Origin of the sequence: Oscillatoria sp. HE19RPO (assembly GCF_024220515.1) — a bacterium.
In the GTDB taxonomy this organism is placed as follows: Bacteria; Cyanobacteriota; Cyanobacteriia; order Cyanobacteriales; family Laspinemataceae; genus Laspinema.
The window spans coordinates 1-16,630 of the sequence record NZ_JAMXOT010000303.1; the positions used below are offsets into that span (position 1 = coordinate 1).

General features: G+C 47.2%; 8 protein-coding genes. 3 read left to right on the plus strand and 5 right to left on the minus strand.

The window, feature by feature from the left end; all coding sequences use genetic code 11:
- Nucleotides 1-181 precede the first annotated feature (181 nt).
- Both NG833_RS24295 and NG833_RS24300 read right to left on the minus strand, forming a co-directional pair.
- Nucleotides 182-5,683 (minus strand): ATP-binding sensor histidine kinase, encoded by a 5,502-nt coding sequence (locus tag NG833_RS24295; RefSeq protein ID WP_254567852.1) that lies wholly within the window; start codon nt 5,681-5,683, stop codon nt 182-184.
- A 926-nt stretch (nt 5,684-6,609) separates the two neighbouring features.
- On the minus strand, nt 6,610-7,779 hold the full coding sequence (locus tag NG833_RS24300; RefSeq protein WP_254567853.1) for a sugar phosphate nucleotidyltransferase: 1,170 nt from the start codon (nt 7,777-7,779) through the stop codon (nt 6,610-6,612).
- A 91-nt stretch (nt 7,780-7,870) separates the two neighbouring features.
- On the opposite strand from NG833_RS24300, the gene NG833_RS24305 reads away from it, so the two are divergent.
- Nucleotides 7,871-8,032: a hypothetical protein gene (locus NG833_RS24305; protein WP_254567854.1), complete on the plus strand. Its 162-nt coding sequence runs from the start codon at nt 7,871-7,873 to the stop codon at nt 8,030-8,032.
- Between the two features lie 9 nt (nt 8,033-8,041).
- Here NG833_RS24305 and NG833_RS24310 read toward each other — a convergent pair whose 3' ends face one another.
- From NG833_RS24310 to NG833_RS24320, 3 genes are all read right to left on the minus strand, one after another.
- Entirely contained in the window at nt 8,042-8,905 is an 864-nt protein-coding gene (locus NG833_RS24310; protein WP_254567855.1) for a segregation/condensation protein A, read from the minus strand.
- A gap of 557 nt (nt 8,906-9,462) precedes the next feature.
- Nucleotides 9,463-9,744: a hypothetical protein gene (locus tag NG833_RS24315; protein WP_254567856.1), complete on the minus strand. Its 282-nt coding sequence runs from the start codon at nt 9,742-9,744 to the stop codon at nt 9,463-9,465.
- Between the two features lie 655 nt (nt 9,745-10,399).
- Entirely contained in the window at nt 10,400-13,051 is a 2,652-nt protein-coding gene (locus NG833_RS24320) for a DUF3536 domain-containing protein (RefSeq protein WP_375293946.1), read from the minus strand.
- Between the two features lie 1,113 nt (nt 13,052-14,164).
- Between NG833_RS24320 and NG833_RS24325 the strand changes: the two genes are divergently transcribed.
- Complete coding sequence (locus NG833_RS24325) at nt 14,165-15,364, plus strand: transposase (protein ID WP_254567858.1); 1,200 nt, start codon at nt 14,165-14,167, stop codon at nt 15,362-15,364.
- 41 nt (nt 15,365-15,405) lie between these two features.
- Nucleotides 15,406-16,500: a calcium/proton exchanger gene (gene cax, locus NG833_RS24330; RefSeq protein WP_254567859.1), complete on the plus strand. Its 1,095-nt coding sequence runs from the start codon at nt 15,406-15,408 to the stop codon at nt 16,498-16,500.
- Nucleotides 16,501-16,630: the final 130 nt, after the last annotated feature.

Below are 16,630 nucleotides of genomic sequence, written 5' to 3' on the forward strand. Positions count from 1 at the left end.
GATTCGCGAATCGCCTCTACACATTTTTAAGCTCAAGTCTCAAAAGGGGAGTAATCCGTTATTTTACAAGAGGTCTAATGTAGAGGCGATTCGCGAATCGCCTCTACACATTTTTAAGGTCAAGTCTCAAAAGGGGAGTAATCCGTTATTAATGGTTCCTCTTTTGTCATCGGAAATCCCACTATCGAGAGTGATGTCCGATCGCTTCTCGTTCAAGCTCTTGAGTTTGGGGAATTAAAGGAATCTGGATAATAAACTCAGTGCCTTGTCCCGGCGCAGAAAGACAGTGAATTCTTCCGCCATGTTTTTCGACGACAATTTGCTGACTAATTGACATTCCCAGTCCCGTCCCTTTTCCTTCGGGTTTGGTGGTAAAGAAGGCATTAAAGAGGCGATCGCGCACTTCTTTTGGCATTCCGGGCCCATTATCTGCAATATGGATCCTCACCGATTCTTCGGCGACTTCAGTGCGGATGCGGATCATAGGAGAGGGATGGGGTAACCTGTTGGGACTGGTGGAGTCTGACTCGTGATGGGTCATGTCATCGATCGCATCGATCGCATTGGCGATAATATTCATAAAAACCTGATTGAGTTGTCCCCCAAAACAAGTCACCTCGGGCAGATTTCCATACTCTTTGACCACTTTAATCTGGGGGCGATCGCCTTTTCCTTTTAACCGCGCAGTCAAAATCATCAAGGTACTATCCAGTCCCCCATTGATATCCGTGGGTTTCTTCACCGCATCCACCCGAGAAAAATTCCGCAACGACTGCATAATATCCTTGATTCGCTCCGTTCCCACTGTCATAGAATTGAGCAATTCAGGCAAATCCTCTTTAATATATTCTAGTTCGATTTCTGCAATTTTCTCGAAGATTTCTACCGGAGGATTGGGAAAATAGTGAGCATACAGATTCACCAAATCCAGCAAGTCCGTAACATACTCCATCGCATGAGTCAAATTCCCGGCAATAAACCCCACGGGATTATTCACCTCATGAGCAACTCCTGCTACCAATTGTCCTAAACTGGAAATTTTCTCAGTCTGGACCAATTGCGCTTGGGTTTGTTGCAATTGATGTAAAGACTCAGCCAGTTGATCGGCCTTTTCTCGCTCGCGATCGGACAATTCCTGGAGCGCCGCATTCTTTTCCTCTAATTTGTAGGAATAATCTTGGAGTTGCTCATAGAACCCGGCATTTTCTAAAGAAATCGAGGCTTGGGTGCATAAAAGTTTTAAGACATCCAACCGCTGCACCGTAAATGCCCCCATCGTCACATTATTTTCTAAATAAAGAATGCCACTTTCTTTGCCTTTTTGGTTTAAAGGCATACATAAAATTGACTTGGGCTGCGCTTTTAAAATATAGGGGTCCGCAGTAAATAGCCCTTCTATTCGGGCATTGTTTAAAACCAACGTCTTCTGAGTCCGTTCTACATAATTGACTACGGCTTCCGGTAGATCTGAACGCCGATCCAGGATTACCGTTCTCATCACTTCCACTTTATCTTTTTTTAATATTCCTTCAGCGACGAGGACCAAACTGTCTGCTTTTTTGAGAAATAATAGTCCTTTGGTTGCTGCGGCATTTTCGAGCAGAATTTGAATTAATTTATCCAGCAACTTATCCAGCCGAATTTCTTCGGATAACGCTTGAGAGGCTTTAACGATGGTCAGTGCATCAATGACGCTGGCGGTGGTAGTGGTCGTATTGGAAGTCAGGGTGGGCATTCCTTGACCTTCCAAGAATTCTCGCCTTAAAATTTGCTGGAAAAACTCTGGATAGCGGACTTCTAAATCTTTGACCTTCGCTTTTGCGCCCCAGTGAATGTAACTATAATAGGCATCGGTAAGGTATAATTTGGCGAGTTTATTTCGGCCACAGGAGAAATAAAATTCAGCAGCTAGTTCATTGGCGATCGCCTCTTCTTGAACATACCCCGCCTCTTTTGCTCTGGCTATGGCACTATCGTATAATTCCATTGCTTGAAAATTTTCCCCCAGAACTCGGGCGCGTTCTGCGGCGACCAAATCATACTTATGTTGAAAGTTGATCGGGGCATGGAATGCCCAGGTTTTCATTTGAGATTGATTCATATCCACCCGCTCTAAATAGAGGAAGCGGCTGCTTTCGGGCAGGTTGGAATATTCTCCCAAAAGACTCAGTGATTCGTAGAAATTCAACACTGCCACCTGGAGATATCCCATCGCCGAACCCACTTGTTCCGTGGTCAACTCAGCAGTTTTTACCGCATCCCTATACTGTTTAAACTGATAAAGTAGAATGGTTTTGCATAAATACACCATAAACAACACCGTGCCACTCTTAGAAGCAATCAGCCGAGGTACTATCTCTGCTTCATCAAAACTGGCTCCTGTTAACTGGGTGTTCTCCGAGGCTTCGCCTAAAAAATTTAACGCGAGTTGTCTCCAGGCACTGCCATAATAAATGGCCGTTTCTATCTTGCTTTTTTTGGCAATATCAATATATTTTTGTTGTTCTTCTACCACAAACTCTAGAGAATCTTCGGTTAAAAAAGAAAATCCACAATAATTTCCCGCGCAATAACAAGCCCATTCTATATCTCCGGTTTCCAGGCCCGTTTGCACTCCTTCTTTAAATTGGGATAAACTGTTTTTTCCATGCTCTTTCCAGGGCCGATTATGGGCGTTAAATAAATTGTAAACCTTGGCTGCCAGTTGTTTGGCATTAAATTCTTCGAGTAACTTTAATGCAATTTGCCCCGAATGATATCCCGCATCAATTTCGCCTAAACCCGATAAAAACAAGCCGTAAAACGCATAAGCAAACGCCGCTAGTGCCGAGTTTCCTTCTTTAATGCAAAACTGAACCATTGTTAAAATGGTCTCGGGAAACATTTGAGGTTTAGCAAAGAAAATCGGGGCGCACAGGGTGGTTAAAATCCGTAATTCCGAGAGTTTATAGGGGTCATTCAGGGTGGGAATTGTGTCTAATTCGCTCAAAGAGGGAAGGGGAATTACTAAACTATCCTCAGCCTGGAGGGGGAGGAGTTCGGTCCCGAGGTCTTTTAAGAGGTTGAGTCCCTGGTCGATCGCCGGAAGCATTTGCAGTTGCGCGATATAAATCTGCATTTGCAGTTCGCAGACTTTGACGCGATCGAGGGGTAAAAGCGCCTGAATTAAGGCAAATTCTAGGAGGGTTCCGGCTTCCTCAAACTTTGCGTTTAAATATTCTAATTCGATGGCTTCAAGATGGAGGGAAAAGGTTAGGGTATAGTCTTCTTTCCAACTGTCAGGGGTGAGGAGTTGGAGTCCCACGGTAACATATTGCAGGGCCGCTTCGTAGGCGATCGCCGCTTTGGCTTTTTGGGTAGCAATCAGATTTAATTGAGCGAGTTGGTATTGTTCGCTGCGACTGCTAATCAGATCCACGGCAACGTTGAGTTGATTCACCAGATCGAAGACGATGACTTCAATGCCTTCTGGGGTGGTAGCTTGCAGCAGCAATTGACCAATTTTTAAATGGGTTTCTTGTTTCTGGGCTTCCGGAATCAGAGAATAAGCCGCTTGTTGAACGCGATCGTGCAAAAATTTATAGGCGATCGTGTTCGATTCATCAGAAATAGTTTCTCCGGCTGTCTTGAATGACTGTTCCGCAAACAGGGGAATCTTATAGGCTTCTGAACCTGGTAAAATTAAACCCGCTTGTAGCGCATCCCACAACTGCGCCGCTGTCTCTTCTGGGGAGGCTTCATTCACGATCGCCAGAACTTCTAAATTAAACTGATTGCCAATACAGGCCGCTAACTTTAAGACCTTTTGGGTCAATTCTGGCAGGGTTTGCAGATTCCGTGCCATCAATTCAACCACATTGCAATCCGTAATCCCTACCGATTGAATCTGTTGTAAACTCCAGTTCCAGGTCCCGGTCACAAAATTAAATTTTATTAACTTTTCTGCATACAGAGTTTTTAGCAACTGGGTTAAGAAAAATGGATTTCCTCCAGTTTTGTTGTAAAGCAGTTTTGCCAGGGAAACCAGTGCGGAAGAGTTCATTCTTCCTAACGCATCTCGGATTAATGCAATGACATGAGACAAGCCCAAAGGTTGGAGAACAATATCATTAATAACTGTCCCCGATTGCTTAACTTTTTCTAAGGTTTGAATGGTCGGATGGATTGGCGAAACTTCATTGTCTCGATAAGCGCCGACGAGAAGCAGGGATTGGCTTTCCGAGTCGCTCATCAGCTTTTCAATGAATTTTAAAGAGGCTGAATCGGCCCATTGTAAATCATCCAAAAAGATGACCAGGGGATGATTTTCTTGGGTGAAAACTCCGATAAATTTTTGAAAAACGCGGTTAAATCTGTTTTGAGTTTCTGTGGGTCCTAGGTCTGGGACGGGGGGCTGAGGTCCGATAATTTGTTCCAGTTCAGGAATCACATCAATGATAACTTGAGCATTCTCTCCCAATACAGATTGAAGTTTGGTTTGCCATTCCTGGAGTTGCTCTGAAGTTTCCGTGAGAATCTGTTGGATCAATTTCAAAAATGCTTGAGCGATCGCAGAATAAGGAATATGACGCTGGAGTTGGTCGAATTTTCCCGAAATAAAATATCCACAAGCCCCTACAATTGGTTTATGAATTTCATTGATGACCCGGGTTTTACCAATCCCAGAATAACCCGAAACCATGATAAGTTCCGGTTTCACGGGTTCCTTGCTATCCAACCGATTCCCAGAAATTCGGTCAAAGGCGGCTAATAAATTAGCTACTTCTGCTTCCCTGCCATAGAGCTTTTCTGAAATTAAAAATTGGCCGGATTTGTCTAAGTTTCCTGGGGTAAAATCTTCGATTCTTCCTGTGGTCAGAAGTTGCTGGAGACAGGTCTCTAGGTCGGCTTTTAATCCTTCGGCGCTTTGGTATCGGTCTTCAGCATTTTTGGCAATGAGTTTCATGACGATCGCTGAAACTGCCTCGGGAATCTTCGGGTCAACCTGATGGGGGGCAATGGGGGCAACGGCAATATGACAGTGAATTAATTTGAGTGGATCATTGGATTCAAAAGGTAATTTCCCAGTCAGCATTTGATAGAAGGTAATGCCCAGGGAATAAAAGTCAGTCCGGTAGTCCAAAGACCGATTCATTCGTCCCGTTTGTTCAGGGGACATATAGTTGAGTGTCCCTTCAATTTGGTTCGGATTACCGCTTTGATAAGTTTCTCGGGTCAGTTTCGTAGAAATGCTGAAATCTGTAATTTTAACTTGCTGAGTTTCAGGATTGATGATAATATTGGAAGGTTTAATATCTTTATGAATAATCTGATGTTGATGAAGTTCTCCCAAGGCTTTGGCCAGTTGAATTCCAATTTTCAGGGATTCGACCACAGAGATAGGTTGAGATTCCAGTAGGTGATTGAGGGAGCGTCCTCCCATATCCTCTACGACTAAAGCATACCCTTTTTTATAGGGTTCTAGGCTGTAGGTCTGAATGATTCCATCTAGGTGCAGATTTTCGGTTATTTTATATTCATGACGGAGGCGGGTGATTTCCGCCAGGGTGGGATATTCGGCTTTAAGAAACTTGATAATAACTGGGGTTTTGTGGGGTTGCTTAACCCCCCGATATACCATGTTTTTAACGCCAGCTTGAACTTCTTCACAAATTTGGTAACCCGGCAATTCAATATACTTCATTAGTTTTCTTCTCCTGCTGTCGATTAGATTTTTCCGAGTCTGCGCCAAATGCACTGGGTAAAAATAGGGTGAAAACTTGAAGATTCAAATATTTTTGGGGTTCAGTAGGAAGTGGAGTTAATCTGCACTTGGCTTGGGTCAAATGCCCCCGGAAGAACTGGCGATCGCTAGTTTAGTAAGGGGGAAAATGGGTAACCCACAAAGCCTGCATATCTTCTTTAGTGTAAGCTTAAATTTCCTTTAAATACTGCACGTTTTACAAATTTTAACAAACCTAGAAGTTTTCAATCTATGTAAACCTACGCAAATATTAGGGTTTTGGAAGCCAAGCTATGATCTTAAGCTATAAAGGAAAGGTGCGTTAGAAATAGGGTTTTAAACTTGAGGAGTCTATTTTGTTTCCTATTCCAACCCAGGGATGGAGAGAGGGCCACATGATGGGCAAGGGTGAAGTGCCTCGGTTTAAGGATCCAATGGGGGTCACCTTGTAGGGCAATTTAAACATCACAGAGGAACTGTCGTCAAAAAATCTATTTTCCTTTTCTAAAACATTGTTCAAATTGACTTTAAATTTCTCTATTTTTGCCCAACTTATGCGTTGATTGAAATTTGATTAAAAAGCGTTTTATGAAGAGATTAAGCACTGAAATTAGCGGATAGAGGGAAAATATCACAGCCGGTTGTGACGGAAGTGTGAGAGCAAAGGTAAAAATGTGAGAAACAACCCCCGTTCAAACGCCAGGTTTACCCGACGGATCTGAGCCATTCCCAACCGGGGGATAACTTGGAAAGACATCAATTCCTAAGTGCGTCGGTTTATAAAAAAGGGGGTAAGGCCACAGAAACCGGGTATGCTTCCCCCCACAGAGGGATGACAACGGGAGTAGTTTTTAGGAAACCCGGTTTCTGAAAGCACTACATTGATGCTAAGGGCGACCTTCGCTTTCGAGGAGTTCAGCGATCGCTCGGCCTTCCTCGGGGGTATTCACGGGAATAGCCTGACGAGTGTCTGTAATCAACCAATCCAGGGCCGCTGCTTGGACATCAATGGAGGCACCTGTTTTATCCACGCAGTAGCGCCCAAACACCAGTTTGTCCACTAAGCGCACCCCTGGGCCTAAGCGAGAATATTCAAAAATTACACTATTTTCCACCGTTGCGCCACTGCAAATTCGGCAACTGGGCCCAATCATCGAAGGCCCAATAATTTTGGCACCATCTTCAATTTGGGTCATGGCCCCAATGTACACAGGCCCTTTAATATCCACCTTATCTAAGTTAACCGAGACATTTAAGCCGGTGTAGACCCCGGGAATGAGTTCTTTGCCGGGAATCGAGACATTTTGGATTTCTCCGTTTAACACTCCGCGAATGGCGCGCCAATAGTCCGGCACTTTGCCAATATCCACCCATTGGAAATCCATCGCGATGCCGTAGAACGGAGCACCCATTTCGACCAGTTGGGGGAAGAGTTCACCCCCGATATCATATTCTTTGCCCGAAGGGATGTAGTTCAACACTTCCGGCTCGAAAATATAAATACCCGTGTTAATGTTGGTGCTGATGGCTTCTTCTACAGACGGTTTTTCTTGGAACTGCTGGACGCGGCCCGTTTCGTCCGTGACAATTACCCCATAACTGGAGACTTCTTCCCGGGGGACAGATTTCATGACAATGGTGGCGATCGAGCCTTTTTCCTTGTGCCATCGGACTGCTTCCGTCAAGTCCAGGTCGATTAACGCATCTCCACAAAGCACGATAAAGGTATCATCGAAAAAGGGGTTAAAGTCTTGGATGCGCTTCATGCCGCCCGCGCTTCCGAGTGCCTCCCCGATGAGTTCGCCATCAACAATCCGACCTTCAAAGGAATAGCCAATTTCCACGCCAAATCTTTGTCCATCCCGGAAATAGTTTTCGATTTCGTTGGCGAGGTGGCTAACGTTGACCATGATTTGGTTAAAACCATGCTGGCGAAGCAATTCCACTAAAAACTCCATCACTGGTTTTTGCAGGATGGGAATCATCGGTTTGGGGGTGGTGTATGTAATCGGACGGACTCGGGTACCCTTACCCGCTGCCAGAATCATGGCTTTCATAGATATTTTTCTCTTATCCTTGAGCCTATCAATTTTAACGAATTAATGTTTTGAAATTGCAAAAAATTGTTATCTTTTAGTCGCGATCATCATGCGATCATCATACGGAAGGGCCAGCCCTGGGAATGAGGTTTCCGATGAGGGGTTGAGCGATCGCCTGGTAATTCCCAGTCCTGCGGCCCTTCATGGGTGCGATCGCCCAGGCGGTGAGAGGCAAGGTGCTTCCGATTCGGGCTTTCTAGGGTGGGGGTAGAATAGCGGGTTAAACCATTGCCTGGTTGAGAGTGGGTGGACCCTCTAGGGGGACTGCATCGACGATCGCCCGGATTTTGAGGTCTCCGTAAAATTGTTCTTGGGACAGTTCAACTTTAGACTGGGCCGAGAGTAAAAGCAAGGCGGAAAAGACTCCCACTCGGTCATGGGAAGTTGGGAGGGACGGAGGGTCGGCGGATTCTGCAGAGGGGCGATCGCCGCGCTGATCCATCAACCCTTCTAAAAGCGCCTCCAATTCTAACCAGGGTTCACAGATATCCAGTTTTTCGGCGTATGCCAACAAAAATCGAGTCAGGCGATCGGCCACTTCCGAGATATTTTCTTGGTCCGCTAACTCTGTCAGCGCCCGAACCGTACTCGCCGTAGATTTCGATCCGCCATGTCGTTTTGCACGACGGCGAGGCGGCGTTTCGATCGCCATTGACATCAACTGCAACTGCTCAATCAACTCTTGAAGCGTCACCCGGCGTTTTTTAGGTGTAGGTGCCACCGCCCGTCGTTTGAGTTGCAATTCTAGCTGTCTGGGAATATTCCCCCCTTGTCCCCCCTCATCCATCGGGTCCAGAAATTCCCCCTCTTCCTCCTCCGAGGCATTGGGGTCATCCAGCAGAGATTCCGAACGCGCCAGGGCATCCGCTTTCAGTAACACCAACATCGAGGCATACAGAAATGCCTGTCCCGTCTCCGATAAAGCCGCTTCCCGCTCAACTCGTCCCGCTTCATGAACTTGAGACAGTCTACTGAGATATCGGTCAATCACCTCAATGACTTGGACATCCCAGGGATCGATTTCTCCAGTTTGTGCCAACTCGATGAGGAGTGAGATCGCATTTTGAGCTAAAGAACCAGTCATATCCCTTTGTTATTTTAAAATTTAAAGTGGGTGCAGCGTAGGTGTTCAGTCTTTTGATTATATCATTCTTAAAGACCGGCCTGGTCCTTGACTTGGCTCAGGTTAAGCGCCATGCCAAGGATTTTTCTCGGTGAGAATAGCGGTTTAAACTGTTGGAAACCCTTAATTTCTCAACCCTACAGTTAGGGGTGAATGTTAAATCAGGGGTCCCGGTTTGAGTTCAGCGTGATGGGGTGCTGTGATCTCAACTCCGGGTCCCTGGGAAAGAAAAATCCTCCTAAAACCCCGCTTATAGAATAGTCAGGACAAAAATTATCCCCGGTTTTTGGGTAAACCGGAACGCTCTATGCCGACGATGGGGAGGCGATCGCTCCGGTGGATAATTTAAAACTTGATAATTCCGTAAGATCTGGGTTTGGAGAGGATGACCCGACTCAGTAATGAAATCAGTAATGAAAAAAGGGATGCACCAAGATAACCGCTTGAAGAAGGGGATGCACCCAAAGAAACCATTGACGGTCCAGATGACTCAGACTCAGTTCTGCACCCAGGAGGATTTACTTGTCTGCGACGGGACGTCTTTTTTGCGAGGAGACAATTCCCAGGCCAGTGAGCACGATGGCGGTGACCATGCCCGGTTCAGGAATTTTTTGGCTAGTGGGGGCTTCCCATTCGATGGTGCTTGCCCCTCTCAATGTACACTGATCCGCTTCAGAGCAATCCATCGTCATGCCCTGATGTGGGCTGGAAACGTCAGCGGATACAGGTGCCAACCCACTCAGTCCGATTTGAACGACAGATATAGAGACTAATCCCAGAGCTAGTTTTAAAAACATCATTTACTTCACTCAATTTCTTGACGACTTATGCTGCTATTAACAGAATCTTCTAAAATTGCTTAATTGTCGCTAAGGTTCCTCACTGCGATTTCGTGTTTGCGATCGGTTGGGTGCTGTGAGTGAAGTCACATCAGCCTCCAGCAGCAGCGATCGCGGCGTTTCACACAGAAGGCAGATAGTCCTCGCTTAATTCCTTGCTGAGACTAATTTAATTAGAAAACTCGGGACATTCATCTGTCTTGGGTGAGATTCTTAAGTGAGATAAATTGAGGCTGTTATGAACCTAAAGATAGAGTGAACACCCCAAAAGATTAAACTCTGAGTCACCCAATTTACCTAAGCGCTCTGATGATTTATCCGGTCTGAAATAGAAAATGTAGGTTTATAATCCCCCAAGGGTGATGGAGTGTCATCAGGCTGGTGTAATCTGTCGGGTGGAGCATTTGGGTACAGTAAAAACCCGCACCCTCAAGGGTCTAGATCTACGGACGAAGCGGTCCGAAGCCGTCTGCAAGCAAGACTTACGCAGATTTTAATAATCCACCCTAAATGTAGAGGCGAGCAAGCGAATCGCCTCTACATTTAGCATTTAATCTAATCCCCTGCGCTATCTGAAATAGACAGCGCAGGCGATTAGATTAAATGGCAATTAGGGTTAGCGAAGCTGTTCTAATTGGGGACTAACATAAACCCGGAGGGTTTGACCCAATAACAACAGACGACGGAGGTGGACGGGATCTCCCGGAGAAATGGCGAAGGATTCAGCAGAACCCGAGGCAATATGAGTCTCAAGAGAAGGGAGACCGTGGCGATCGCCTTGACCCGTCAGCCAATAGAAATAAAGCTCTTGGGAGCGTTCTAGGGACAAGCCGAGATTGAGACGTTGACCCACGGCAATCAGGCGTTCTAAGCGCTGAATATCGGCCTCTAGGAGTTCCGGTTGGGCTTCGTGGAGGAGGTCCCAGAGCGATCGCAGAATGGACCGTTCTAAAATGACCTTGGCCTCGGGCAGATAGAGCGTGCAACGGGTATGTTCGGCTTCCGTGGCGATCGCTTCTAACTCCCCTAAATGCCCAGACATCACCTGTCCATCACCCTGGGCCATCCCCAACTCCTGTTCTAAACCCAGGACCGACTCCATACAGCGATGGCCCAAAGCAATCTCTGCGGCCACCTGCAACTCTTTCGGCACCGGCAGTTCATCCCGATGGAAGCCCATCATGATCCCATAATTATCCCGATACACCTGGCTGTAAAGTTGGTCCAGACGCATCAAGGTTTCTTGACTTAACAGGCGCATGATTCGATGGCGTTCCTCGGCAAACAGGTCCCGCAAATTGTAGGATTTCCCATCAAAATGCTCATTCATCGCCAAAATAGCATGGGCAGCACTGGCTTCTTCCAGGACGCCAAACAGATGCTCTTTCATCTGGGTGTAGGCCCGTCGTCCCGTGAAGGGTTGAATGCTGCAATGGAAATCCCAACCGCCAAGATGAAGGACAGCAAAGACTAAATCAACACTTTCTCGGGTGATTTCCGAAACCAATTGCAGTTGTCCGACTCCCAGGGTTAGGGGTCCCATGCGTTGCAACTGATAATCCCGTTGGTAAGCGTCATAGCAGTAGACCCGATGTTGGGGGGCATAGCTGGTAAAGAGTCCGCTGATGGCGTAATGGGCGGCGACTTGCTCTAAGCTAATTTGGTCGGTTTGGACCAGATCTCGATAAACTCCGGCCCCATCTTTAAAAGAATCGACGTTACTGGGTGCGAAAGCAAGACGGGCGATAAATTCTCGTTCGAGTTGGACTCCGGCGACATCTCCAGCGAGTTCGATCGCCCGGGCGGCATAGCGCAGAATTTGCACCCCTTCCGGGCGGGAAAGTTCTTCAAAGAACCAGCCGCAACTGGTGTACATTAGCAGGCTATGACGCTGCATTTCCAGCAGGCGGAGGCCATCGACTTGTTCCAGGGGGGTCAGAGGGCGAGTTTGATGGTGTCGGAAGAAGCAGTCAATATTTTCTGGGGAGCGATCGCGGACGATTTTGATATATTCATCCCGGGCCTGCCAGGGGTCTAAGAACAGGTGGCGACCTTGTTCTTCATAGATGTCCGTGAGTTGATCCCGCAACCAGTTGAGAGAATCGCGCAGGGGACGCCGCCATTTTTGATGCCAACCGCCACCGCCAGCGCAACCACAATCCTCCTGCCAGCGATCGACGCCATGAGCGCAACTCCAAGCGGTGACGGGTTTGAGTTGGACTTCCCAAGAGGGGGGACTGATGCTCAAATAATGGGCAAAGTTGGTGACGGTCCAGCCATGTTTGGGGAATTCGCTGACGAAGGCGTAAGCGAGACATTTTTCGGTTCCGTTTTTGTGGTGACCGAAGGTTTCGCCGTCGGTGGCGACGGAGAGTAGCTGACTGGGGCGACCATCCCCTTGAATGGCTAACCCTAAGCGTCCGAGGAGGTTATGGGAATTGCTCAGGAGGTCATCAAAGCCCATATCTCGGGAAATTGGACCATCGTAGAAGAAGATATCGATGGATTTCCGGTCCTCTCCCCCTTGGGGATCAGGGAGAAAACAACGATAAGGCCGGGTGGGATCAATTTGTGCGCCGCCGACTTCGATCCAGTCCGGTTCAGGTTCGCCTTCAGGGGGGATCGCGCGGCAGCGTTGGGCTTGGGAAGGGGCCAGAATAATAAATTTAATGCCTTCGGCAACCAAGGCTTCTAGGGTAACGTAGTCTACGGCAGTTTCTGCTAACCACATTCCCTCGGGATCGCGTCCGAAGCGGGATCGGAAGTCTTCTTTACCCCAGCGAATTTGGGTGTATTTATCCCGTTCGTTGGCGAGGGGCATGATGATGTGGTTGTAGACTTGGGCGATCGCATTGCCATGACCGTTGAGACGCTGTGCACTTTTGCGATCGGCTTCGATGATGCGATTGTACACTTCCATGTCATAGCGTTCCAGCCATGTCATTAAAGTCGCACCGATATTAAAGCTGAGATATTCATAGTTATTGACGATCCCCACCACTTCCCCCGAGTCGTTGAAGATTCGGGCGTAGGCATTCGGACGATAGCATTCGTGATAAATCCGCTCGTTCCAGTCGTGAAAGGGTGAGGCACTCGGTTGCCGCTCGATCGCATCTAAATAGGGGTTTTCTCGCGGGGGTTGGTAAAAATGTCCGTGAATCGAGACGTACACACCCGTGGCAGTTTTGATGGGATCAACTTTGGCCGGTTCGGTCCGAGTTCCTGGGGTTTCTTCTGGAGTTAGGGTGGTTAAGGTCGGATTCAGCATAATTGCTGTGTCGGATGGGGTTGTCATACTGTTAGATCTACAACTAAACAATCGATAAAATCTATCTGTAGGCAGGCGATCGCTAGGGTACAGAGTGTTGAATTAAGTGCAGGCAATTTTAAGCAAGTGGCGTGGCGATGGCGATGGCAATGACAAACTTGGCACGAACCACCTTGCTCTGAGCTTAAACCGCGATCGCCCTTGCTTGTACCTCATGATCTCTAGGGCTATCTCTAGGGCTACCGCTGTTCTATCCGTTTTCTGCGATGAAGCTTCTAGTCGGCACTATAACCGATCCCCATTGCAAATAGTGTCCTCCCTGTCTTAATTTCACACTTCAAAACAAATCTTTATTTTCTGAAACTTACAAATTAAAATGTCTATGCTATAATCCGCTCCTTAAGACTTATCCTGGGGTTTGTATCTTGCTCATGAATACATCCAAACCCCAGGTCACGCGCTTTCGCTACTCCAACAGGTTTCGTTATGATTGAACGAATTCTGAGTTTTAATCCCCTAGTCTAATTACCTAGCCAAGGCCCGAGGGAACTGATAGAAGGGGCGGCACGTGAACCCGCCTTGTCTAAAGGCAAGTCCAATCATGCAGGCCAATTTCAGGACAGTCTCTGCGCTGAACTCTCCCCAGAACCGTCTGCTCAACCGGACTAAAACTCTACTGCGATCGGTCGTTTCCCCCCCTAGACTCGGACCTGAAAAGCCCGGTTATCGGCCTAGGAATCCCCGATATAGCGTTTCCCATAGTTATGAGGTACGTTTTTGGAGTGCGTAAAGCCTAAGCGCTTACGCGCAGCCGGCAGCCAACGGCATAGCTTCGCTGTGCGGCGTAGCGTGTGCGTAAGCACAAACATCTTGCTCGCTATTGTCCAAAGCGAGCAAGATGCTCGCACTCCTTTAAATACCTGTACCTCATGAGTCCAGGAACCGCTATAAAACAGACCGAGTTCTCCCAGTTCAACTAAACCAGCAGGAGTCCCGCGCTCTAATCTTTGATTGAGCGTCGGGAGGAATGCTGGGTAGAAAAAGGGGTTCGATACCCCTTTTTCTGCCAAATGGTTTATAATCAGAATCTCGATAAAGTTCACTAATTGAAAAATGACTCAGGTACTTACGGTCTCTTGTAAATTGATGGTTACACCACAGCAGGTTGAAAAACTTGATGCGGTGCTTGCTGCTTTTGCAAGTTGCTGTGAGTTCGTAAATGACAAGACTCCTGAGAAACTGACCAATCAGATTGCTGTCCAATCCTTAATTTACAAGGAAGCTAGAGCGCATTCTGGTCTGTCTGCCCAGATGACCATTCATGCCATCCGGCGAGTTTGTGCGAATCGCAAGACGGCAAAGCAAAAGGGTAGACCCGTCAAGGGGTTTGCTCCGACCTCTGCTACCTACGACGTTCGCACCTTCACTTTTAAGGAAGCGGATTGGATGGTTAGCTTGACCATGTTGAAAGGTCGGGAGAAATTCAATCTCCACATCGGTAATTACCAGAAACACTTACTCATCGGGCAAACACCCAAATCAGCAACCCTGGTAAAGCGCAATGATGGCAGTTTTTACTTAAACATTCAGCTAGAGTCTGAACCACCAGCTATCCCCGATACCGATGATGTGTTGGGAATTGACGTTGGCCGCACAGACATTGCCTGTACATCCAAGGGAGAAAAATTCAGTGGCAAACTTTTCACGCAGACTAGAGACAGATACAGTCGTGTAAGGGCTTCGTTGCAACATAAAGCATCCAAAGGCACAAGGTCTACTCGTCGTAGGGCGAGACAGATTTTGCAACGGTTGAGTGGACGTGAACGAAGATTCCAAACATGGCTGAACCATACCATCAGCTATCGACTGACCCGTACTGCTAAAGCCTCAAACCAGGCGATTGCACTTGAAGACTTGACGGGCATCAGGGAACGTACCAATGAGATGCCACGCTCTAAGACGGAGCGACGACGGTCTAACAGTTGGGCGTTCTATCAACTCCGACAGTTCTTGACCTACAAAGGGGTGAAATTTGGCGTAGATGTCCGCATAGTAGACCCTCGCTACACCTCCAAAACTTGTCATTGTTGCAAAGTAATTGGCAACCGACAAGGTAAGAAATTTGAGTGCCTAAACCTAAAGTGTGGATGGGTCGGTGATGCTGATGAGAATGGAGCGAACAATATCGCCACTTTGGGGGTTATTGTAAACAATCCCAGAGGCTCCGAGGTCATGTCTTGTTCTTTACAAGATGTTGTCTTGAGGGCTACCAAAAGCCCGCATCGTACCGCTATAGCGGTCGGTGTCGGGTAGTTTACTTCCCACTCATTTTTTTATTGAGACCTAACAACTTGATGTCCATCAAAAACATTATTTTCATCGGTTTACTTGTCTTTGTCCCCATTTCCATTGTCGGTCATTTCCTCGAATGGGGAGCGTTAACGATTTTTTTAACCGCTTGTTTGGGAATTATTCCTCTAGCGGCTTGGATGGGAACCGCCACGGAAGAAATTGCGGTGGTTGTCGGTCCCAATATTGGGGGATTGCTGAATGCAACCTTTGGCAATGCCACTGAATTAATTATCGCCCTAGTTGCCCTGAATGCTGGATTAATCAATGTCGTCAAAGCCAGCATTACGGGTTCAATTATTAGTAACCTACTCCTCGTTATGGGGTTTTCCATGCTGCTGGGAGGGTTGCGGTATAAAGAGCAAGAATTTCAACCGATTGTCGCCCGGTTAAATGCTTCTGTAATGACTCTAGCGGTGATTGCCATGTTACTGCCCACAGCGGTAGAGTTCACCTCCACCGGCATCGCAGAAAAGACCATGCAACAACTCTCAAGCTGCGTGGCAGTCGTCTTAATCCTGGTTTATGTGTTAACCCTGGTGTTTTCCATGAAAACCCATGCCTACCTCTGTGATGTTGGGGAAGCAGAGTTAGAAGGGGAAGACGGCGAACCTGTCAAACCGCCAAATGTCTTGTTATGGACGGGGGTACTATTAGCCTGCACTCTGATGGTAGCTGTCGAATCAGAATTGTTAGTTTCGTCCCTAGAAGAAGCCACTTCTCTGTTAGGATTAACCGCACTCTTTACTGGGGTGATTGTGGTTCCCATTATTGGTAACGCGGCGGAACACGCGACGGCAGTTACAGTTGCGATGAAGAATAAGATGGACCTCTCCGTATCTGTGGCCCTGGGGTCCAGTTTACAAATTGCCTTGTTTGTTGCCCCCGTCTTAGTCATTGCCGGTTATATCCTGGATAAACCGATGGATTTGAACTTCAACCCCTTTGAACTGGTGGCGGTTGCTGTATCGGTTGTTATCGCTAATTCGGTCAGTTCTGATGGCCGTTCTGATTGGCTGGAAGGGACTTTACTCCTGGCGACTTATGTCGTGTTGGGATTAGCGTTCTACTTCCATCCGGAGATTGCAGGGATGGGTTAAAAATTGAGCATTCGGATAAAATAGTTCGGTAAAATCAGGGTGAGCAATGCTCCCCCTTTTTTTTGGGCTAAATAGGTTTGGAGTTGGCGCGTTTGAACGGGTTAGGACAGCGATCGCCTGGTTCTATAAG

Excerpts from the sequence above, each read along its gene's own strand:
- NG833_RS24310 (WP_254567855.1), bottom strand. The coding sequence starts at position 8,905 with ATGACTGGTTCTTTAGCTCAAAATGCGATCTCACTCCTCATCGAGTTG.
- NG833_RS24320 (WP_375293946.1), bottom strand. The coding sequence starts at position 13,051 with ATGCTGAATCCGACCTTAACCACCCTAACTCCAGAAGAAACCCCAGGA.
- NG833_RS24295 (WP_254567852.1), bottom strand. The coding sequence starts at position 5,683 with ATGAAGTATATTGAATTGCCGGGTTACCAAATTTGTGAAGAAGTTCAA.
- NG833_RS24305 (WP_254567854.1), top strand. The coding sequence starts at position 7,871 with ATGCGATCATCATACGGAAGGGCCAGCCCTGGGAATGAGGTTTCCGAT.
- cax (WP_254567859.1), top strand. The coding sequence starts at position 15,406 with ATGTCCATCAAAAACATTATTTTCATCGGTTTACTTGTCTTTGTCCCC.
- NG833_RS24315 (WP_254567856.1), bottom strand. The coding sequence starts at position 9,744 with ATGATGTTTTTAAAACTAGCTCTGGGATTAGTCTCTATATCTGTCGTT.
- NG833_RS24325 (WP_254567858.1), top strand. The coding sequence starts at position 14,165 with ATGACTCAGGTACTTACGGTCTCTTGTAAATTGATGGTTACACCACAG.
- NG833_RS24300 (WP_254567853.1), bottom strand. The coding sequence starts at position 7,779 with ATGAAAGCCATGATTCTGGCAGCGGGTAAGGGTACCCGAGTCCGTCCG.